Raw genomic sequence first — 16,765 nt, 5'->3', positions numbered from 1 at the left:
CCTCACTCGGCAAAGGCTTGCGCGAAGCGGGTCAGGCTCGGTTCGTCGGTGAGATCGAGCCGCAGCGGCGTCACGGAGATGCGGTTCTCCGCAATGGCCTTGAGGTCGGTGCCATGGCCCGGCTCGAACTGCGCCTTGGCGAAGGCGAGCCAGAAATACGGGTTGCCGCGACCGTCCTGCCGGGCATCGATGGCGAGCAGCGCCTGATTGCGCATACCCTGCGCAGCGACGGAGGTGCCGGCCACCTCCTCGGGTTCGCAATCGGGGAAGTTGACGTTGACGACGATGCCGGGCTCGATCCCGATTTCGAGGATCTTCTTGACCACGCCCGGCCCGTGATGGGCAGCGCAACCCCATTTGATCGCCCCACGCCCACCGGCGCCGTAGGCCTGGCTCAGGGCGATGGACCGCACGTTGAGGATCGTGCCTTCCATGGCCGCCGCGATGGTGCCCGAATAGGTCACGTCCTCAGCGACGTTCTGGCCGCGATTGACCCCGGACAGGACGAGATCCGGCCCGTGGTCCTTGAGGATGTGGCGCACGCCCATGATGACGCAATCCGAGGGCGTGCCCTTCACGGCGAAGCGCTTCTCGGAGACCTGGCGCAGGCGCAGTGGGTCGTTGAGCGACAGCGAGTGGGAGACGCCAGACTGGTCGCTCTCGGGTGCCACGACCCAGACGTCGTCGGACAGGGTCCGGGCGATGCCCTCCAGGGTTTCGAGTCCCGGCGCGTGGATGCCGTCGTCGTTGGTGACCAGGATGCGCATCAGCTCTTCAGCCCTTCGATCTTCTCGATGCCGCCCATGTAGGGCTTGAGAACCGACGGGATGGTGACGCTGCCGTCCGGGTTCTGATAATTTTCCATCACGGCGATGAGGGCGCGGCCCACGGCGACGCCGGACCCGTTGAGGGTATGCACGAATTGTGCGCCCTTGCCTTCCTTCGGCCGATAGCGCGCGTTCATCCGCCGCGCCTGGAAGTCGCCGCAGACCGAGCAGGACGAGATCTCGCGATAGGTCTCCTGACCCGGCATCCAGACCTCGATGTCGTAGGTCTTCTGGGAGGCGAAGCCCATATCGCCCGTGCAGAGCGTCATGACCCGGTAGGTCAGGTCGAGCTTCTTCAGCACGGCTTCCGCCGAGCCGAGCATGCGCTCGTGCTCCGCCGCCGATTGATCGGGCGTGGTGATCGAGACGAGCTCGACCTTGTTGAACTGGTGTTGGCGCAGCATGCCCCGCGTGTCGCGCCCAGCCGAACCTGCCTCGGCGCGGAAGCAGGGGGTGAGCGCGGTGAAGCGAAGCGGCAGCTCGTCCTCGGAGAGGATGCTCTCGCGCACGAGGTTGGTGAGCGGGACTTCGGCCGTGGGGATGAGCCAGTGTTCCTCACCGGCCCGGAACTGGTCGTCGCGGAACTTCGGCAACTGCGCCGTGCCGAACATCGCCTCGTCGCGCACGAGGATCGGTGGCGCCACCTCGGTGTAGCCGTGCTCGCCGGTGTGGAGATCGAGCATGAACTGGCCGAGCGCGCGTTCGAGCCGGGCCAGCTGCCCCTTCAGCACCACGAAACGGGCGCCGGACATGCGCGAAGCCGCCTCGAAATCCATGAGGCCGAAGGCCTCGCCGAGTTCGAAATGTTGGCGGCCGGTGGCGAGCTTCGTCCGGTTGCCCGAGAAGGTGCGGTGCTCGACATTGCCGTGCTCGTCGGCGCCTTCCGGCACGTCCGGGTTCGGACGGTTCGGGATCGCCGCGAGACGGTCGTCGAGAATCCTGCCGGCTTCCGCCTGCGCGGCCTCGAGGGTGGGCCCCTCTTCCTTCAAGCGCGCCACTTCGGCCATGAGTTCGGTAGCGCGCGCCTCGTCCTTCGCCTTCTTCGCACCACCGATCTCCTTGGCCAGAGCATTACGCCGCTCTTGGTTGGCCTGGGCCGCCGAGGTCGCGGCTTTGCGGGCGTCATCGAGGCCGATCAGCTCGGCCGAGAGCGCGTCGAGGCCGCGACGGCGCAGGGCTTCGTCGAACGCTTGCGGATTCTCGCGGATGGCGCGGATGTCGTGCATGGGCGGCTCGGTTCGCTATGAGTCGCCGACGCTTTGCAGCATCGGGGCGACCCCGACAAGGCCGGGCATGAGTCGACGGAGCATCCCCGATACCCCCTCATCCTGAGGCGGCGCAGCGCAGTGCAGCCCTCGAAGGAGGCCTCCAGACACCAAGGTGCGGACTGGAGGCCTCCTTCGAGGCCGCTTACGCGCCGCCTCGGGATGAGGTGGTGGATGGGGCTTTTGTGGCGCCTAAGGCTCCAGACCTTCCGCGACCCGCTTCGCCTTGCGACGGCGCTCGACGCGGGCCACCGAGAAGATCGAGGCCTCGTAGAGGAGGAGCATCGGCAAGGCGAGGGAGAGCTGCGAGATCACGTCGGGCGGCGTCAGGATCGCCGCTGCCACGAAGACGAGGACGATGGCGTAGCGCCGCTTCTCGCGCAGGAAGACCGTGTCGATGACGCCGATCTGGCCGAGCAGGGTGAGGATCACGGGCAGCTGGAACGCCAATCCGAAGGCGAAGATCAGCGTCATGATGAGCGAGAGATACTCGTCCACCTTCGGCAGAAGCGAAATCGTCGCTTCACCCGGCTGGCCGACCTGCTGCAGGCTCACCGAGAACTGGATGAGAAGCGGCATCGCCAGGAAGAATACCACCAGTGCGCCGAGAACGAAGAAAATCGGCGTCGCCACGAGATAGGGCAGGAAGGCCTGGCGCTCGTTGCGATAGAGGCCCGGCGCGACGAAGGCGTAGATCTGCGTCGCGATGACCGGAAAGGCGAGGAAGGCCGCGCCGAACACGCTGAGCTTGATGTTGGTGAAGACCTGCTCGAGGAAGTGCGTCGCGATGAGCTGCGCCTTCTCCGCCCCCACTACGGAGACGTAGGGGTAGAGCAGGATGTTGTAGATGTGCCGCGAGACGAAGAAACACGCGAAGAACATCACGATGAACGCGGCCAGCGACTTGATCAGCCGCGAGCGCAATTCGATCAAATGATCGAGGAGCGGCGCGCGCGAAGCCTCGACCTCGGATTCGTCGACCGAATCGATCATGTGCTTGCGCCGGTCTCGGTAGGTTTGGTGGAGGATGCCTCGGGCGCGGTCGTACGCGGCGGAAGGTCCGGCAAGGCGTGCACGGGCGGTGGCGGCTCCGGCGAGGCTATCTCGGGTGACGGCGCTTCGGGTTCGGGCGGCGGATCGTTCTCGGCGAGCTTGGCGGCCACGTTGGCGAGGGGCTGGGTGCTCGACTGGGACCGGCCGTCGACCGCACCGCGAATCTCGTCGCGTATCGTCTGGACCGGGTTGAAGCTCGGCCCCATCGTGCTCGCGGAGCGCTTGATTCCGTCGACCTCGCGGCGGACCTCGTCGAATTCGGCCTCGCGGATCGCCTCGTTGAACTGGGCATGGAATTCGCCGGCCATGCGGCGCATCTTGCCCGTGACCTGACCGACCGTGCGCAGGGCCTTGGGCAGATCCTTGGGTCCGATGACAATGAGGGCGACACCGCCGATCAGCATCACCTCACCCCAACTCATGTCGAACATGGCGTCGCTCGTCCCGCGGCCGATGGCCTTTGCCTCGTCACGGCCGGCGGCCTAGCATAGTTTGCGCAAGGCCGATGCCTGTCCGTACGGTTTGCTTCAGACGACCTTGCGGTCGGCCGTGACATGGCTCGCCGTGGCCGGCTCGCCCTGGGCAGGCAGCGTACGCACGGGCTCGCCCGCGCTCGGCGGCGGAACGGCCGGGGCCTGTCCGGTCGGGGTCTCGTCCTCGGCCATGCCCTTCTTGAAGGCCTTGATGCCCTTGGCGACGTCGCCCATCAGGTCCGAGATCTTGCCGCGCCCGAACAGCAGCATCACGATGCCCGCGACGATGATCCAGTGCCAGATACTCATGCTGCCCATGGCAAACTCCTGCGCCCATGCTGTCGCCAGCCCAGCGACGCCCTCTCACGACGGATTGTCGGGAACCTAAGGATGGCGGGGAGCGAACACAAGAACCGCACGGTCTCGCGCTGAGGCATTTGAGGCATCTGAGACAATTGTGCAGCGCGTCATGGCGGCACTCGCGTTGAGCGAATGGGCAGTCCGGGCCTCACGCGTGGGCGGAAAGACCAGCCTCGAAACGCGAACGGGCCTCGGCGACATCGAACTCCACGCGCGGCGCGAGCCGGGCCAGGGCGGCCTCGGCCCGGCGCAAAGCCTCGCCGGACAGGATCGGCGTACCTTCCAGGACGGCCTGCATCTCTTGCCGCTCGCCGTTGCAATGGAGGGCGACATCGATACCGGCGGCGAAGGCCTTCTCGGCCTTCTGGCGAAAGCTGCCGTCGAGGGCCTTCATCGAAAGGTCGTCCGTCATGAGCAGGCCGTCGAAGCCGATGAGGCCACGGATCACTTGGCCGATGACGACGCTGGACTGGGTCGCGGGGTGATGCGGATCGAGGGCTGCGTAGACCACATGGGCGCTCATCGCCATCGGCAGGTCGGCCAGGGCGCGGAAGGGCACGAAATCGTGCGAGGCCAGGCTGACGCCCTCGGCCTCGACCACGGGCAGGTCCTTGTGGCTATCGCAGGCGGCGCGACCGTGACCGGGAATGTGCTTGATCACCGGAAGGACCCCGCCTTCCATCAACCCTTCGGCCACCGCCCGTCCGAGCGCGATGACAATGTGCGGATCGGTGCCGTAGGCGCGATCGCCGATGATGTCGTGGGCTCCCGCCACCGGCACGTCGAGGACGGGCGCGCAATCGACGTTGATTCCCACCGCGGCGAGATCATGCGCCATGAGCCGCGCGCCGAGGCGCGCCATGGTGGTGCCCGATCCGTTGAGGCGGCCGAAACGGGCGCCGGCCGGATAAGACGGCCAGTGGGGCGGTCCCATGCGCTGCACCCGTCCGCCTTCCTGGTCGATCAGAATCGGCGTGTCGGCCCGGCCCGTCGTAGCGCGCAGCGCATCGGTCAGCGCCCTCACCTCGTCCGGCGAGCCGATATTACGCTTGAACAGGATGAAGCCCCAGGGCTGCGCGTCGCGAAAGAACGCGGCCTCCTCGTCCGAGAGAGTCCGGCCGGCACAGCCGAGGATCAGGGCGCGAGTTGTCATGGGATGTGCTGCTCGGCTTGATGATGGACGGACTGTCCGAGGGGCATCCGTCCCTGCGCTTCACGATGGCGGCTCCGCCCGCGCTGGCGGTACTCGAACGAGGCGTCACGGACCCGCGACAAGCCGGCACTGTCTCTCGCCGTCTTCGCGGCACTCGCTTGAGCGCCGCCGTGACCCTCAGTTCCCGAGGCTCAGTTCTTGGCGACGAAGCACTGGCCGCCGGCGCCCTGCAACTCGGTGCAGAGGGTGGTCGCCTCGGCCTTGGCCAGGGGCCCGACGCGGACGCGGTAGATCGTCTTGCCGCTCACCTCGGCCTGACGGATCAGGGCGGGCTTGCCGGAGAGCTGGCTGAACTTGCTCTGCATCTGCTTGAACGCGGCCTGCGCTTCGGCTTCGCTGGTGCGTACGCCGAGCTGGACCGAGTAACCGCTCACGGGTGCGGTGGAGGCCGAGGCGGCGGGCGCAGGCGTCGGCAGGGCGGAGGTCGCGTCGGGGGCGACGGCGGCTACCCGCTGCGGGGCCTTCGCGCGAGAGGCGGGAGCGGTCGGCTCGGAGGCCGAAGCTTCCTCGGTGGGAGCGGGCGTCGTCGCCGGCAGCTTCCCGACGCGTGAATGCATTGAGGCATTGGTCGAGCCACCGCCGTCACCCGGAAGGGTCATGGTGGGGATCACCGATTGGGCAACGGGCGCTTCGCGCTGAGGCGGCGGCGGAGGCGTATCCGGCTTCACCGACACGGTCCGCACCCGGCGAGGCTCGCCGAGGGTTTCGGTGAGGGGACCCGTATTGCCGCCCTGCTGTCCGGTGGACGGCGTGGCGCCGCCCTCTCCGGCGCGCTGGGCCGAGCGGGCGGCCTGCGCCACGTCGACCGGCTGCTCCTCGCGGTTGACGATGTGGATCTGGTCGTCCTTGGCGTTGCGGTCGTAGATCCGCTTGTTCTGGTCGGGGATCTCGACGCCGTCCGCTTTCTGCGGTGCGATCTTCAGCGGAGCCTTGTCGGCGAGGATCGTCGGCACGGTGCCGTCGCTGTGGCTCGAATTCATGCTGCGCCAGGTGAGCGCACCGGTGACGCAGACCACCAGCACGCCGAGGCCGGCGCCCACGGAAACGAGGCGGCTGCGCTGGCGGGGCCGCTCGGCCGCGCGATTGAGGCGGTCGTCCTGCTCCGGCGCGTAAGCCTCGGACCCGTGCGGATCCTGAGGACCGGCGGCATAGGCACTGTGGTCGACGGAGGCGAGATATTGATCGAACGCGTCGGCCGGATGTGCCGAGTGTGCGGCCTGCGGCTCGGGCTCGACCTGATGCTGGGCATGCTGTGCGTAGCCCGAAGGCGCGGCGGCGTAGCCTGCGGGAGCCGCCGGTGCCTCGTCGTGGAAGCTCGGTTCCCTGCGTCCTCCCTGGACTCGCGGCTCGGCGGTGGCACGGGAATCACGCGCTTCCAGCAACGCGCGGAAAGGATCGTCCTGGCCGACGATGCGGGCGAGTTCGGCCAACGGATCGGGCTTGGCCGCAGGCTGGGCCTGCGACTGGGGCGGCGTCGTGGGCTGCAAGTCACGCGCGAAGGCGTCGAAATCGACAGGCGCTCGCGAAGCGTTCGTCGTCATGGCAGCATTCCTCTTCACGCCGAGATCACCTCACCGCATTTCATCCGGCGCGGTGACACCCAAGACCGTGAGGCCGGAGGCGACGACGCCCCTCAAAGCCTCCACGAGGGCCAGTCTTGCCCGTGTCGAGTTTCGGTCGTTTGGATTAATAAACCGTAATTGCGGCAGGTCTTTGCCTTTGTTCCAGAAACCATGCAGGGAACTTGCGAGCTCGTAGAGGTAGAATGCCACACGATGTGGCTCGTGCGCCGCAGCCGCCGCTTCGATCACCCGGGGGTACTGGGCGATCAACCGCATGATCTCGATTTCCGCGGAATCGGCAAGGAGCGTCAGGTCCGCGTCGGCTAGGCCGGCGACGGAAAAATCCTCGTCCGGCATGGCCTCGCCTGCCTGCCGGAACACCGAGGCGCAGCGGGCATGGGCGTACTGGACGTAGAAGACCGGGTTGTCCTTGGATTGCTCCACCACCTTGGCGAGGTCGAAATCCAGGGTCGCGTCGTTCTTGCGGTAGAGCATCATGAAACGGATCGCGTCGCGGCCGACTTCGTCGACCACCTCGGCAAGGGTGATGAACTCGCCCGCGCGCTTCGACATCTTGACCGGCTCGCCGGCCCGCAGGAGACGCACGAGCTGGCACAGCTTGACGTCGAGAGTGGCGTGGCCGTCGCTCACCGCCTTCACCGCCGCCTGCATGCGCTTGACGTAGCCGCCGTGATCGGCCCCGAGGACGTCGATCAGGTCCGTGGCGCCGCGCCGGATCTTGTCGCGGTGATAGGCGATGTCGGAGGCGAAATAGGTGAACGAGCCGTCCGATTTCAGCAGCGGCCGGTCGACGTCGTCGCCGAACTCCACCGTGCGGAACAGGGTCTGCTCGCGGTCCTCCCAATCCTCGGGAAGCTGGCCCTTCGGCGGCGGAAGCCGGCCCTCGTAGACGAGACCTTTTGCGCGGAGTTCCGCCAGGAGGACGGGCACCGCCTCCTTGAGGGTAGCTTCGGAGAAGAACACGTCATGGTGGATGCCGAGCCGGGCGAGATCGCCCCGGATCAGGTCCATCATCGCGGCGATGGCATCCGCCCGCACCTGCGGCAGCCAGTCGGATTCCGGCGCGTCGAGGAGCGCGCGTCCGTGCTTCTCGACGAGCGCCTTGCCCACCGGCACGAGATAGTCGCCGGGATAGAGGCCTTCGGGCACGGGGCCGACCTCTTCGCCCAGGGCCTCGCGGTAGCGCAGGAACGCGGAGCGGGCGAGCACGTCGACCTGCGCGCCGGCATCGTTGATGTAGTACTCGCGCGTCACGTCGCGGCCGGCCGCCACGAGCAGGTTCGCCAGCGCGTCGCCGAATACCGCCCCGCGACCATGGCCCACATGCATCGGTCCGGTGGGGTTGGCCGAGACGTATTCGATGTTGACCTTGCCGCCGCCCATGCGGGCGCGACCGTACTCGGTGCCCTCGCCGAGCGCGGCACGCACGACCTCGTGATAGGTCTCGGGCGTCAGGCGCAGGTTGATGAAGCCCGGTCCGGCCACGCTCGCCTCGACCACGCGGGGATCCTGCCGGAGCTCCGCCGCCAGCGCTTCGCCGAGCGCCTTCGGATTGGTCCGGGCCTCCTTGGCGAGGACCAGGGCCGCATTGGTGGCGAGGTCGCCGTGCGTGGCGTCGCGCGGCGGCTCGACCACCACGCGGGAGAGATCGAGCCCCTCGGGCAGCGTCCCGGACCGGGTCAGGCTCTCGAGCGCTTCGCGCACGCGCGCCTCGAAGGTGGCGAAGATGTTCATGGGATATCTATTCCGCTCGCGCCAAGCCGCATCGTCACGACGGCTTGCGCCTCAATGCGGCGGCATACCAACGCGGGGGGCAGGTGTCACGGGAGGCAGGTGTCACGGGAGGCCGCCCATCGCACTTCCTGGCTCCTCATCGACCCGGCGCTTCACGAGGCGTCGCCAAACTCCGGTCTTGGCCGGATCTCGCTCAGCTCAACACGGCACATCGGAGGTTTCGTGAAGGACACTCAGAACCAGGCGCGCCAAGCTTCCCAGCCGGCGACGACGCTGGCCAGAGCCGCGTAGCCTTTGGCATTGGGGTGCGTTCCGTCCCCCGCTGCAGCCTCGCTGGTCCATGCGTCGGATTCTGTCGCCATGCCGAAGACCGGCAGGAACGGGACATCGAGTCGGGCGCAAAGAGGAGCGATGTCCCGCGACAGAGCCAGAATTCGCGCATCCGTCGCTGGATCGTCGCAGACGGGAAGCGGACCGACCATCAGGGTTCTTCGCCAACCGGCGGCGTCTCCGAGAATCCTCTCCGCCGTGTCGAGGGAGCGGTCATGAGGGACGCGGATTCGGCCATCGACGCGCGTGCAGTCGTTTGCGCCGAACGAAAAGACAAGCCGGCCGTCCAGCCCCTCGGGCAGCCGGGCTTCGGCCTCGCGTCGCCAGCGGCCGTGGATGTCGAGGCTGGTGTCGCGGCGAATTCCCAGATTGTAATGCGTGACGTCCCAGCCGGCGCGGCGGGCCTCGGCACAGAGACGGCCCGTCCATCCGAGACAGGTGTCGTCACCGACCCCGTTCACGAAACTGTCGCCGATGAAGCAGATGCGCATGAATCGTCCCGAAATCTCGGCCGCTATCCTTCCGCCAGCGGCAGGCCCCGGCTCTCCGGGCTCCAGTGCAGGTCCGGCGTCGTCGCGAACAGGCGCTTGTGGGCGAGCACGGCGTAAGTGTCGGTCATGCCGGCAATGTAGTCGGCGACCCGGCGGGCGATGCGCCCCTCCCCTGCGCCATCGAGCCCGACCCGCCATTCCTCGGGCATGGCCGCCGGGTTCGCCGTGAAGGCGCCGAACAGATCCGCGACGATGATGTCGGCCTGCGCCCGCACCGCCAGCACGCTCGGGTGGCGGTACATCCGCGCGTAGAGGAAGCGCTTGATCGTCGTGTCCGCCTCCGCCAGTGCCGGTGAGAAGGCGACGACCGGTGCCGATGCTCCACGGATGTCCTCTACCGACATCGGCGCCAGGACTTCGATCCGGCGCGTATTCTCCGCGATCACGTCCTCGACGAAGCGGGTAATGACGCGACGCGCCAGTTCGTGGATCTTTCGCGAGGGTTCCAGCCCCGGATGCAGGGCGTCGATCTCCTCCATCAGCCTGGCGAGGAACGGCACCTCTTCCAGGTCGGAGAGTTCGAACAGACCGGCGCGCAGGCCGTCATCGAGGTCGTGGCTGTCATAAGCGATGTCGTCGGCCAGCGCCGCCGCCTGCGCTTCCGGCCCGGCGAAGCGGCCGAGTTCGAGATCGTGAACGGCGTTGTATTCGAGGATCGCGGCGGGAATGCCCCGTCCTGCCCAGCGCGGGGTCGGGACGCCCTCCTTCGTGAGGAGGGGGCCGTTATGCTTGACGAGGCCCTCCAGGGTCTCCCAGGCGAGATTGAGCCCGTCGAACCCGGCATAGCGCCGCTCGAGCCGGGTCACGATGCGCAGCGCCTGGGCGTTGTGGTCGAACCCGCCATGGCCTTTCGTCAGCGCATCGAGGGCGTCCTCGCCGGTATGCCCGAAACAGGTGTGGCCGAGGTCGTGGGACAGCGCCAGCGCCTCCGCGAGATCCTCGTCGAAGCCGAGGGCACGGGCGAGTGCCCGTGCGATCTGGCTGACTTCGAGCGTATGGGTCAGGCGGGTCCGATAATGGTCGCCTTCGTGATGGACGAAGACCTGGGTCTTGTGCTTCAGGCGCCGGAAGGCGGCCGAATGGATGATCCGGTCGCGGTCGCGCTGGAAGTCGCTGCGGGTGGGCGAGACCGCCTCCGGGATCAGCCGCCCGCGCGTGGCTGCCGGATCGGTGGCGTAGCGCGCCCGCCAGCGTTCGCCCCTGTGCCGCACGTCACCTCCCGAACCCGTCATTGCGCGCCAGGCTCCTACCGCGTTGCAGCGCGTCTCTACGGCGCATATCTTGTGTGGGCTAGCGCTTCTGGCAATCGACGAGAACCCAAGAGCATCACGATGGCCGACATTACCCTGACCCCCCGCGCGGCCAAGCGCATCAACGAGATCATGGGGACCGAGCCTCCCGGTGCGTCCCTGCGGATCAGCGTCAATGGTGGCGGCTGCTCGGGCTTCTCCTATGCCTTCGACATCGAGCGCTCCCGCGCCGATGACGACATGGTGATCGAACGGGATGGCGCGACCGTCCTCGTCGACCCTGTGTCCCTCGAATACATGAGCGGCTCGACCATCGATTTCGCCAACGACCTCATCGGCCAGTCCTTCAAGATCGAGAACCCTCAGGTCACGGCCTCCTGCGGCTGCGGTACGTCGTTCTCGCTCTGAGCCATCGTCTTTCCGTCACATCGCGGCGTGCGGCAGCGCGATTGCCTCGCCGCGGAAACTGCGGCACGGATGCGGTTCGGCGCGGCACCGTTGCACGAAGCGCCTTTTCCGCAGCGCCCCGGATCTGCTCATGAACGTCCCACAAGGCCGTCCCTTCCTCATGCGGGCGGCCGGCCTTTCGGTCTGTGCCCTCCTTGCCCTTGGCGGAGGTGGCCCGATGGGCCCATTGCCGGCCACGGCTCAGGAGGCGGCGTCCGCCGTGCAGGACGTCACGCTCCAGAACGTGACGATGACGTTCGGCGGTACGACCCTCACCGCACCGCAGGTCATCGTCAGCGGTACGCGTCTGACGAAGGACGATCTGCTCGCTCTCCTGAAATCCGGCCCCGAGCCTCTGGCCGCGCGTCTGGCCAAGTTCGATGCTGCCAGCATCGTGATCCCGGAGCTTCGTTCCGAGACCCGGATCGGTACCAAGGCCCAGACCGCGACCTATCGCGACGTGACGGCCAAGGATGTCCGTGGCGGCCGTATCGCCCAGGCGAGTGCCGCTGGGGTGACGGCTGCGGAGGATGGGGGTGAGGCGAGACACAGCGCCAGTTACGGCCGCATCGACATGAAGGACGTCGATCTCGCCGCGATGGCGCGGCTTTACGGCGAGGCAGGCGACGCCAAGAGCCCGATGCTCCGGATCTACGGCAATTTCTCGGCCGCCGACATTGTGATGGAGGCCGAGGGCACTCTGGTGAAGATCGCCCGTCTCGAGGGTAGCGACGTCAGCGGCCGACAGATTCCCGCGACATGGACGGGCGCGCTGGAAGCGATGTCCCGTGTGGACCCGACCCAGCCTGCCTCCGCCGACAAGGCGCGGATCCTCGGAACCGTGGCGGACCTGATGGACGGGTTCTCCGTCGGCTCGTTCCAGGCCAGCGGGCTCACGGTCAATCAGACCCATGACGGTGAACCCATGGCGATGACCATGGGACGCATGGCCTTCACCTCCGGAAACCTGACCTTCGAGGATCTCGGCTTCACGGCGGGCGAAGCCAGTGGCAAGCTCTCGCGTATGTCCTTCGCGGGCTTCTCCTTCGCTCCGACCGTGGCGGCCATGCGGAAGCTCTCGGCTCAGGCCGGGGAGCCGACCGAAGCGGATCTGCGGCAGATGACTCCGGTGCTCGGCACCCTGGCAGTGAAGGACCTGCGCCTCGACCTGCCGCCGGACGGGGCACCCGCCGCACCGAAGCCCCCCGGTAATTCTGCAGGCAAGCCCGCTGCTGCTCCCGCGCTCCCCCCCGTCGCGACGGCTCCCACGCAGATCGGCTTGCGTGACGGTGCCTTCGCCTTCGGGCCGCTGCGCGACGGCCTGCCGACCACCGGCCGTGCCACCCTCTCGGGACTCACCCTGCCCGCTACGGCGGTGGCCGGAATTCCGGGGCTCGGCTCCCTCGGCGCTTACGGCTATCGCGACCTCGACCTGAACGTCGTCGCCGACACGGCCTGGAACGAGGCCGCCAAGGAACTCTCCTTCAGCGAGGTGTCGGTGTCGGGCAAGGACATGGGCAGCGTGAAGGTCAACGGCATCCTGGGCGGTATCGGCCCGGCGGTGTTCGACCCGGATCCGAGCGTCTCGACCTTCGCCATGCTGGGGGCGACTGCCAAGACCCTCGACCTGCGGATCGAGAATAGCGGCCTGTTCGAGCGCTTCATCGCCTCTCAGTCGAAGAGCCTGAGCCTCAAGCCGGAGGAACTGACCCAGGAATACGTGACCGCGACCACGTTCGGCGTTCCGGCGATCCTCGGCAATTCCGCCGGCGCCAAGGCCATCGGCGCGGCTCTGGGCCAATTCGTGACCCGGCCGGGCACGTTCCTACTCAGCGCCAAGGCAAAGAATGCTGGCGGCATCGGCATGCTCGAATTCAGTGCGGCCCCGACGCCGGGTGCCGTGCTCGACAGGTTGGACGTCAGCGCGAAGGCGAATTGAGGACGGGCGCGCCGCGCATGCGGCTCCCCTTCCCCAGGCGGGGGGGACGCGAGGCCTGGATCAATCCAGCGCGCGCACCACGATCCGCCCACCCTGGGCCGAGAGGGCCAGGCGGCCTGCCTTGAGGGCAAGCGCCTTCTCGCCGAACAGCGTCCGGCGCCAACCCTGCAGCACCGCGATGTCGGCTTCGTCGTCTTCCGCGATGGCTTCGAGGTCATCCATCGTGGCGACGATCTTGGGCGCCACGTCCTCGGCCTCGCAGACCGCCTTGAGCAGCACCTTCAGCAATTCGACCACGGCGCCGTTGCCGCCCCGGCCCCGGCTGCGCTCGGGCAAGGCGATCTCGGAGAGGTCACGCTGAAAGCCGCGCTCCACGGCGGCCAGGATGTCGGCTCCGGTGCGCGAGCGTTCGAAACCCGCCGGGATCGAGCGGAGGCGTCCCAACGCCTCGACGCTGCGAGGCGCGGAGGTGGCGATGTCGATCACCGCCTCGTCCTTGAGGATTCGCCCGCGCGGCACGTTGCGGGTCTGGGCCTCGCGTTCGCGCCAAGCCGCCACCTCGGCCAGAACCGCGATCTCGCGCGGCTTGCGCATGCGGCCGGAGAGCCGGCGCCAGGCCTGGGCCGGGTCGGCCTTGTAGGTTTCCGGCGAGGTCAGGACGCTCATCTCCTCGTCGAGCCACTCGCCGCGATCGGTGGAGAGAAGCTTGCCGGCCAGCACCTCGTAGATCGTCACCAGATGGGTCACGTCGGACAGGGCGTAGCTCGACTGGGCGTCCGAGAGCGGACGGCGCGACCAGTCGGTGAAGCGGGACGACTTGTCGATCTTGGCCTTGGCGACGTCGTTGACCAACTGCTCGTAGGAGACCGAGTCGCCGTAGCCGCAGACCATGGCGGCGACCTGCGTATCGAAGAACGGTTGCGGCAGCAGCCCGCCGAGCAGCCAGATGATCTCGAGATCCTGGCGTGCCGAGTGGAACACCTTGACCACGCTCTCGTCGGCCATCAGCGCGAAGAATGGCGCGAGGTCGATATCGGGAGACAACGGGTCGACGAGCACGCCCGACCCGTCCGGCCCCGCCATCTGGATGAGGCAGAGCTTGGGGTAGTAGGTCGTCTCCCGCATGAACTCCGTGTCGACGGTAACGAACGGCTGTCCGGCGAAACGGCTGCAAGCCTCGGCGAGGGCCGGCGTGGTAGCTATGAGGTCCATGAGAGCCGGCTATATCGGAGGTTGACGCGTGAGGCGAGATCGTATCTCGCGCCGCGCGCGCCTATCCCCGACATCCCGTGCTGCACTTGCCTCGTCAGGCGGCGCGCTTGCGGGACCGGTTCCGGCGAGCGAGGCTGCGCACCAGTTCGGCACGCTCGCGCCTCTGGGCCTCGGCACGGGCGAGAAGCCAGTCGAGGATGCCGGCATTCATCCGGGGGCCGCCTTCCTCGGACAGGCGCCGGATGCGGTCCACCCGAAAGCCGCGATAGCCGCCGCGTGCGCGGTCGATACCGCCCAGCAGCGTCCGGCCGGGTCCGAGCCTCAACTCTCGCGCGCTCAGGCTCCGCGTGCTCCAGAGGCCACGGGAATCCTCGTAGACGATCTCGTAGCGACCTTCGAGCGGCAGAACCTGCCACGCGCCGGGCTTGTGTTCGCCCTGTTCGGCAGTCTTCCGGCGTTCGGCAGGAGCGGCGGCAGCCTCGTTCAGAATATCGAAAAATGCGTTTGCATTCATGGACCTGATATGGGGATTCACCCTCGTTTCCGAAAGGTCCCGCCCTCGTTTCCAGGGCCTCGACGATGCCCGTTCCGGGCTCGTCCCCGCTCCCGCCTACGGGCTCCGCCGCGTGGCGTAGGATCGCCTTCGCCTTGACTTGCCCGCCCTCGCGTGAATGGTGCGCCGCTCAATCTGAAGAGCCCGTCATGCACCGTTATCGTACCCATACCTGCGGGGCGCTCCGCCCGTCCGACGTCGGCGAGACCGTTCGCCTTTCCGGCTGGTGCCATCGCATCCGCGATCATGGCGGCGTGCTCTTCATCGATCTGCGCGACCATTACGGTCGCACCCAATGCGTGGTCGACTCCGATTCGAAGGCGTTCAAGACCGCCAACCTCGCCCGCTCGGAATGGGTGATCCGCATCGACGGCCGCGTGCGCACGCGCCCTGCGGGAACCGAGAATGCCGACCTGCCCACCGGAACGGTGGAGGTCTATATCGACGACATCGAGGTTCTCGGCCCCGCCGTCGAATTGCCGGTGCCGGTCTTCGGCGACCAGGAATATCCGGAGGAAACGCGGCTCAAGTACCGCTTCCTCGATCTGCGCCGTGACAAGCTGCACGCCAACATCATGAAGCGCGGCGCGATCATCGATTCGCTCCGCCGCCGCATGCGCGAGGGCGGCTTCTTCGAGTTCCAGACACCCATCCTCACCGCCTCCAGCCCGGAAGGCGCGCGTGACTATCTGGTGCCGTCCCGCGTGCATCCCGGCAAGTTCTACGCGCTGCCGCAGGCGCCGCAGCAGTTCAAGCAGCTGACGATGATCGCTGGCTTCGACCGCTACTTTCAGATCGCACCGTGTTTTCGCGATGAGGATGCCCGCGCCGATCGCTCGCCGGGCGAGTTCTACCAGCTCGACATCGAGATGAGCTTCGTCACCCAGGAGGACGTGTTCCAGTCGGTGGAGCCGGTCCTGCGCGACGTCTTCAAGGAATTCGCCGAAGGCAAGCGGGTCACCGAGACCTTCCCGCGCATCCCCTATGCCGAGGCGATGCTGAAATACGGCGTCGACAAGCCCGATCTTCGCAATCCGCTGATCATCGCCGACGTGACGGACGAATTCGCTCGCGACGAGGTCGAGTTCAAGGCCTTCAAGGGCGTGATCAAGTCCGGCGGGGTCGTTCGCGCCATCCCGGCGACGGGGGCGGCGACGCAGTCGCGCTCGTTCTTCGACAAGCTCAACGACTTCGCCCGCGCCGAGGGCGCGCCGGGCCTCGGCTACATCATCTTCGAGGACGACAACGGCACTGTCACCGGCAAGGGCCCGATCGCCAAGTTCATCCCTTCGGAGATCCAGGCCCTCATCCGCGAAAAGACCGGCACGAAGGCCGGCGACGCCGTGTTCTTCTCCGCCGGCACCGAGGCGAAGGCCGCGGCTCTGGCCGGTAAGGCCCGCATCCGCATCGCGGACGAGCTGAACCTCTCCGACAAGGATCAGTACGCGTTCTGCTGGATCACCGACTTCCCGATGTACGAGTGGAACGAGGACGAGAAGCGGATCGACTTCTCCCACAACCCGTTCTCGATGCCGAATTTCGACCGCGAGGAGTTCCTCGCCCTCGATCCGAGCGAGTCCGAGAAGATCCTCGGCATCAACGCGTTCCAGTACGACATCGTCTGCAACGGCACGGAGCTGTCCTCCGGCGCGATCCGTAACCACCGCCCCGAGGTGATGGAGAAGGCCTTCGGTCTGGCCGGTTACGGCCAGGAGGTGCTGGAGGAGAAGTTCGGCGGCATGCTCAATGCCCTGAAACTCGGCGCCCCGCCGCACGGCGGCATCGCACCGGGAATCGACCGCATCGTCATGCTGCTCTGCGGCGAGCAGAACCTCCGCGAAGTGGTGCTGTTCCCGATGAACCAGCGCGCTGAGGATCTGATGATGGGGGCCCCTGCCGAGGCGACTCCGAAGCAGCTGCGCGAGCTCCACATCCGTCTCAACCTGCCGGAGAAGCAGGGCTGAGAAACCTTCGC

At 67.3% G+C, this 16,765-nt stretch carries 15 protein-coding genes; 3 read left to right on the top strand and 12 right to left on the bottom strand.

What is annotated here, in order from left to right; translation table 11 throughout:
• Nucleotides 1-2: 2 nt before the first annotated feature.
• The 10 genes from surE to ACYQOP_RS17985 all read right to left on the bottom strand — a co-directional run bounded on the left by surE (nt 3) and on the right by ACYQOP_RS17985 (nt 10,621).
• The gene (gene surE / locus ACYQOP_RS18030; protein WP_461223332.1) at nt 3-767 is read right to left on the bottom strand and encodes a 5'/3'-nucleotidase SurE; all 765 of its coding nucleotides are present in this window, start codon (nt 765-767) and stop codon (nt 3-5) included.
• The gene (gene serS / locus ACYQOP_RS18025; RefSeq protein ID WP_461223331.1) at nt 767-2,053 is read right to left on the bottom strand and encodes a serine--tRNA ligase; all 1,287 of its coding nucleotides are present in this window, start codon (nt 2,051-2,053) and stop codon (nt 767-769) included. Before serS ends, surE begins: the two co-directional genes overlap by 1 nt.
• 231 nt (nt 2,054-2,284) lie before the next feature.
• Nucleotides 2,285-3,085: a twin-arginine translocase subunit TatC gene (gene tatC / locus ACYQOP_RS18020; protein ID WP_056424215.1), complete on the bottom strand. Its 801-nt coding sequence runs from the start codon at nt 3,083-3,085 to the stop codon at nt 2,285-2,287.
• Nucleotides 3,082-3,576: a Sec-independent protein translocase protein TatB gene (gene tatB / locus ACYQOP_RS18015; RefSeq protein WP_461223330.1), complete on the bottom strand. Its 495-nt coding sequence runs from the start codon at nt 3,574-3,576 to the stop codon at nt 3,082-3,084. Before tatB ends, tatC begins: the two co-directional genes overlap by 4 nt.
• Before the next feature lie 96 nt (nt 3,577-3,672).
• Entirely contained in the window at nt 3,673-3,936 is a 264-nt protein-coding gene (locus ACYQOP_RS18010; protein ID WP_207411999.1) for a twin-arginine translocase TatA/TatE family subunit, read from the bottom strand.
• Nucleotides 3,937-4,126: 190 nt separating this feature from the next.
• The gene (nagZ, locus tag ACYQOP_RS18005; RefSeq protein WP_461223329.1) at nt 4,127-5,131 is read right to left on the bottom strand and encodes a beta-N-acetylhexosaminidase; all 1,005 of its coding nucleotides are present in this window, start codon (nt 5,129-5,131) and stop codon (nt 4,127-4,129) included.
• 191 nt (nt 5,132-5,322) lie between these two features.
• Nucleotides 5,323-6,732 (bottom strand): SPOR domain-containing protein, encoded by a 1,410-nt coding sequence (locus ACYQOP_RS18000; protein ID WP_461223328.1) that lies wholly within the window; start codon nt 6,730-6,732, stop codon nt 5,323-5,325.
• Between the two features lie 30 nt (nt 6,733-6,762).
• The gene (gene argS, locus ACYQOP_RS17995; protein ID WP_461223327.1) at nt 6,763-8,508 is read right to left on the bottom strand and encodes an arginine--tRNA ligase; all 1,746 of its coding nucleotides are present in this window, start codon (nt 8,506-8,508) and stop codon (nt 6,763-6,765) included.
• Nucleotides 8,509-8,741: 233 nt separating this feature from the next.
• A complete protein-coding gene (locus ACYQOP_RS17990; protein WP_461223326.1) occupies nt 8,742-9,329 on the bottom strand; it encodes a GDSL-type esterase/lipase family protein in 588 nt (195 codons plus the stop codon).
• Nucleotides 9,330-9,352: 23 nt separating this feature from the next.
• Complete coding sequence (locus ACYQOP_RS17985; RefSeq protein ID WP_461223325.1) at nt 9,353-10,621, bottom strand: deoxyguanosinetriphosphate triphosphohydrolase; 1,269 nt, start codon at nt 10,619-10,621, stop codon at nt 9,353-9,355.
• Nucleotides 10,622-10,720: 99 nt separating this feature from the next.
• Between ACYQOP_RS17985 and ACYQOP_RS17980 the strand changes: the two genes are divergently transcribed.
• Both ACYQOP_RS17980 and ACYQOP_RS17975 read left to right on the top strand, forming a co-directional pair.
• Nucleotides 10,721-11,047, top strand: coding sequence for a HesB/IscA family protein (locus ACYQOP_RS17980; protein ID WP_056424199.1), 327 nt, complete (start codon nt 10,721-10,723; stop codon nt 11,045-11,047).
• A gap of 217 nt (nt 11,048-11,264) precedes the next feature.
• Nucleotides 11,265-13,025, top strand: coding sequence for a hypothetical protein (locus ACYQOP_RS17975; protein ID WP_461223324.1), 1,761 nt, complete (start codon nt 11,265-11,267; stop codon nt 13,023-13,025).
• Between the two features lie 60 nt (nt 13,026-13,085).
• Here ACYQOP_RS17975 and rnd read toward each other — a convergent pair whose 3' ends face one another.
• A complete protein-coding gene (gene rnd, locus ACYQOP_RS17970) occupies nt 13,086-14,237 on the bottom strand; it encodes a ribonuclease D (RefSeq protein WP_056424197.1) in 1,152 nt (383 codons plus the stop codon).
• A 94-nt stretch (nt 14,238-14,331) separates the two neighbouring features.
• Complete coding sequence (locus ACYQOP_RS17965) at nt 14,332-14,751, bottom strand: hypothetical protein (RefSeq protein WP_056424195.1); 420 nt, start codon at nt 14,749-14,751, stop codon at nt 14,332-14,334.
• 188 nt (nt 14,752-14,939) lie between these two features.
• On the opposite strand from ACYQOP_RS17965, the gene aspS reads away from it, so the two are divergent.
• Nucleotides 14,940-16,754, top strand: a complete 1,815-nt coding sequence (gene aspS / locus ACYQOP_RS17960) for an aspartate--tRNA ligase (RefSeq protein ID WP_461223323.1) — start codon at nt 14,940-14,942, stop codon at nt 16,752-16,754.
• Nucleotides 16,755-16,765 lie beyond the last annotated feature (11 nt).

It is taken from the genome of Methylobacterium sp. CM6247 (genome assembly GCF_054817925.1).
This window is presented reverse-complemented; position numbering and strand designations above follow the sequence as displayed.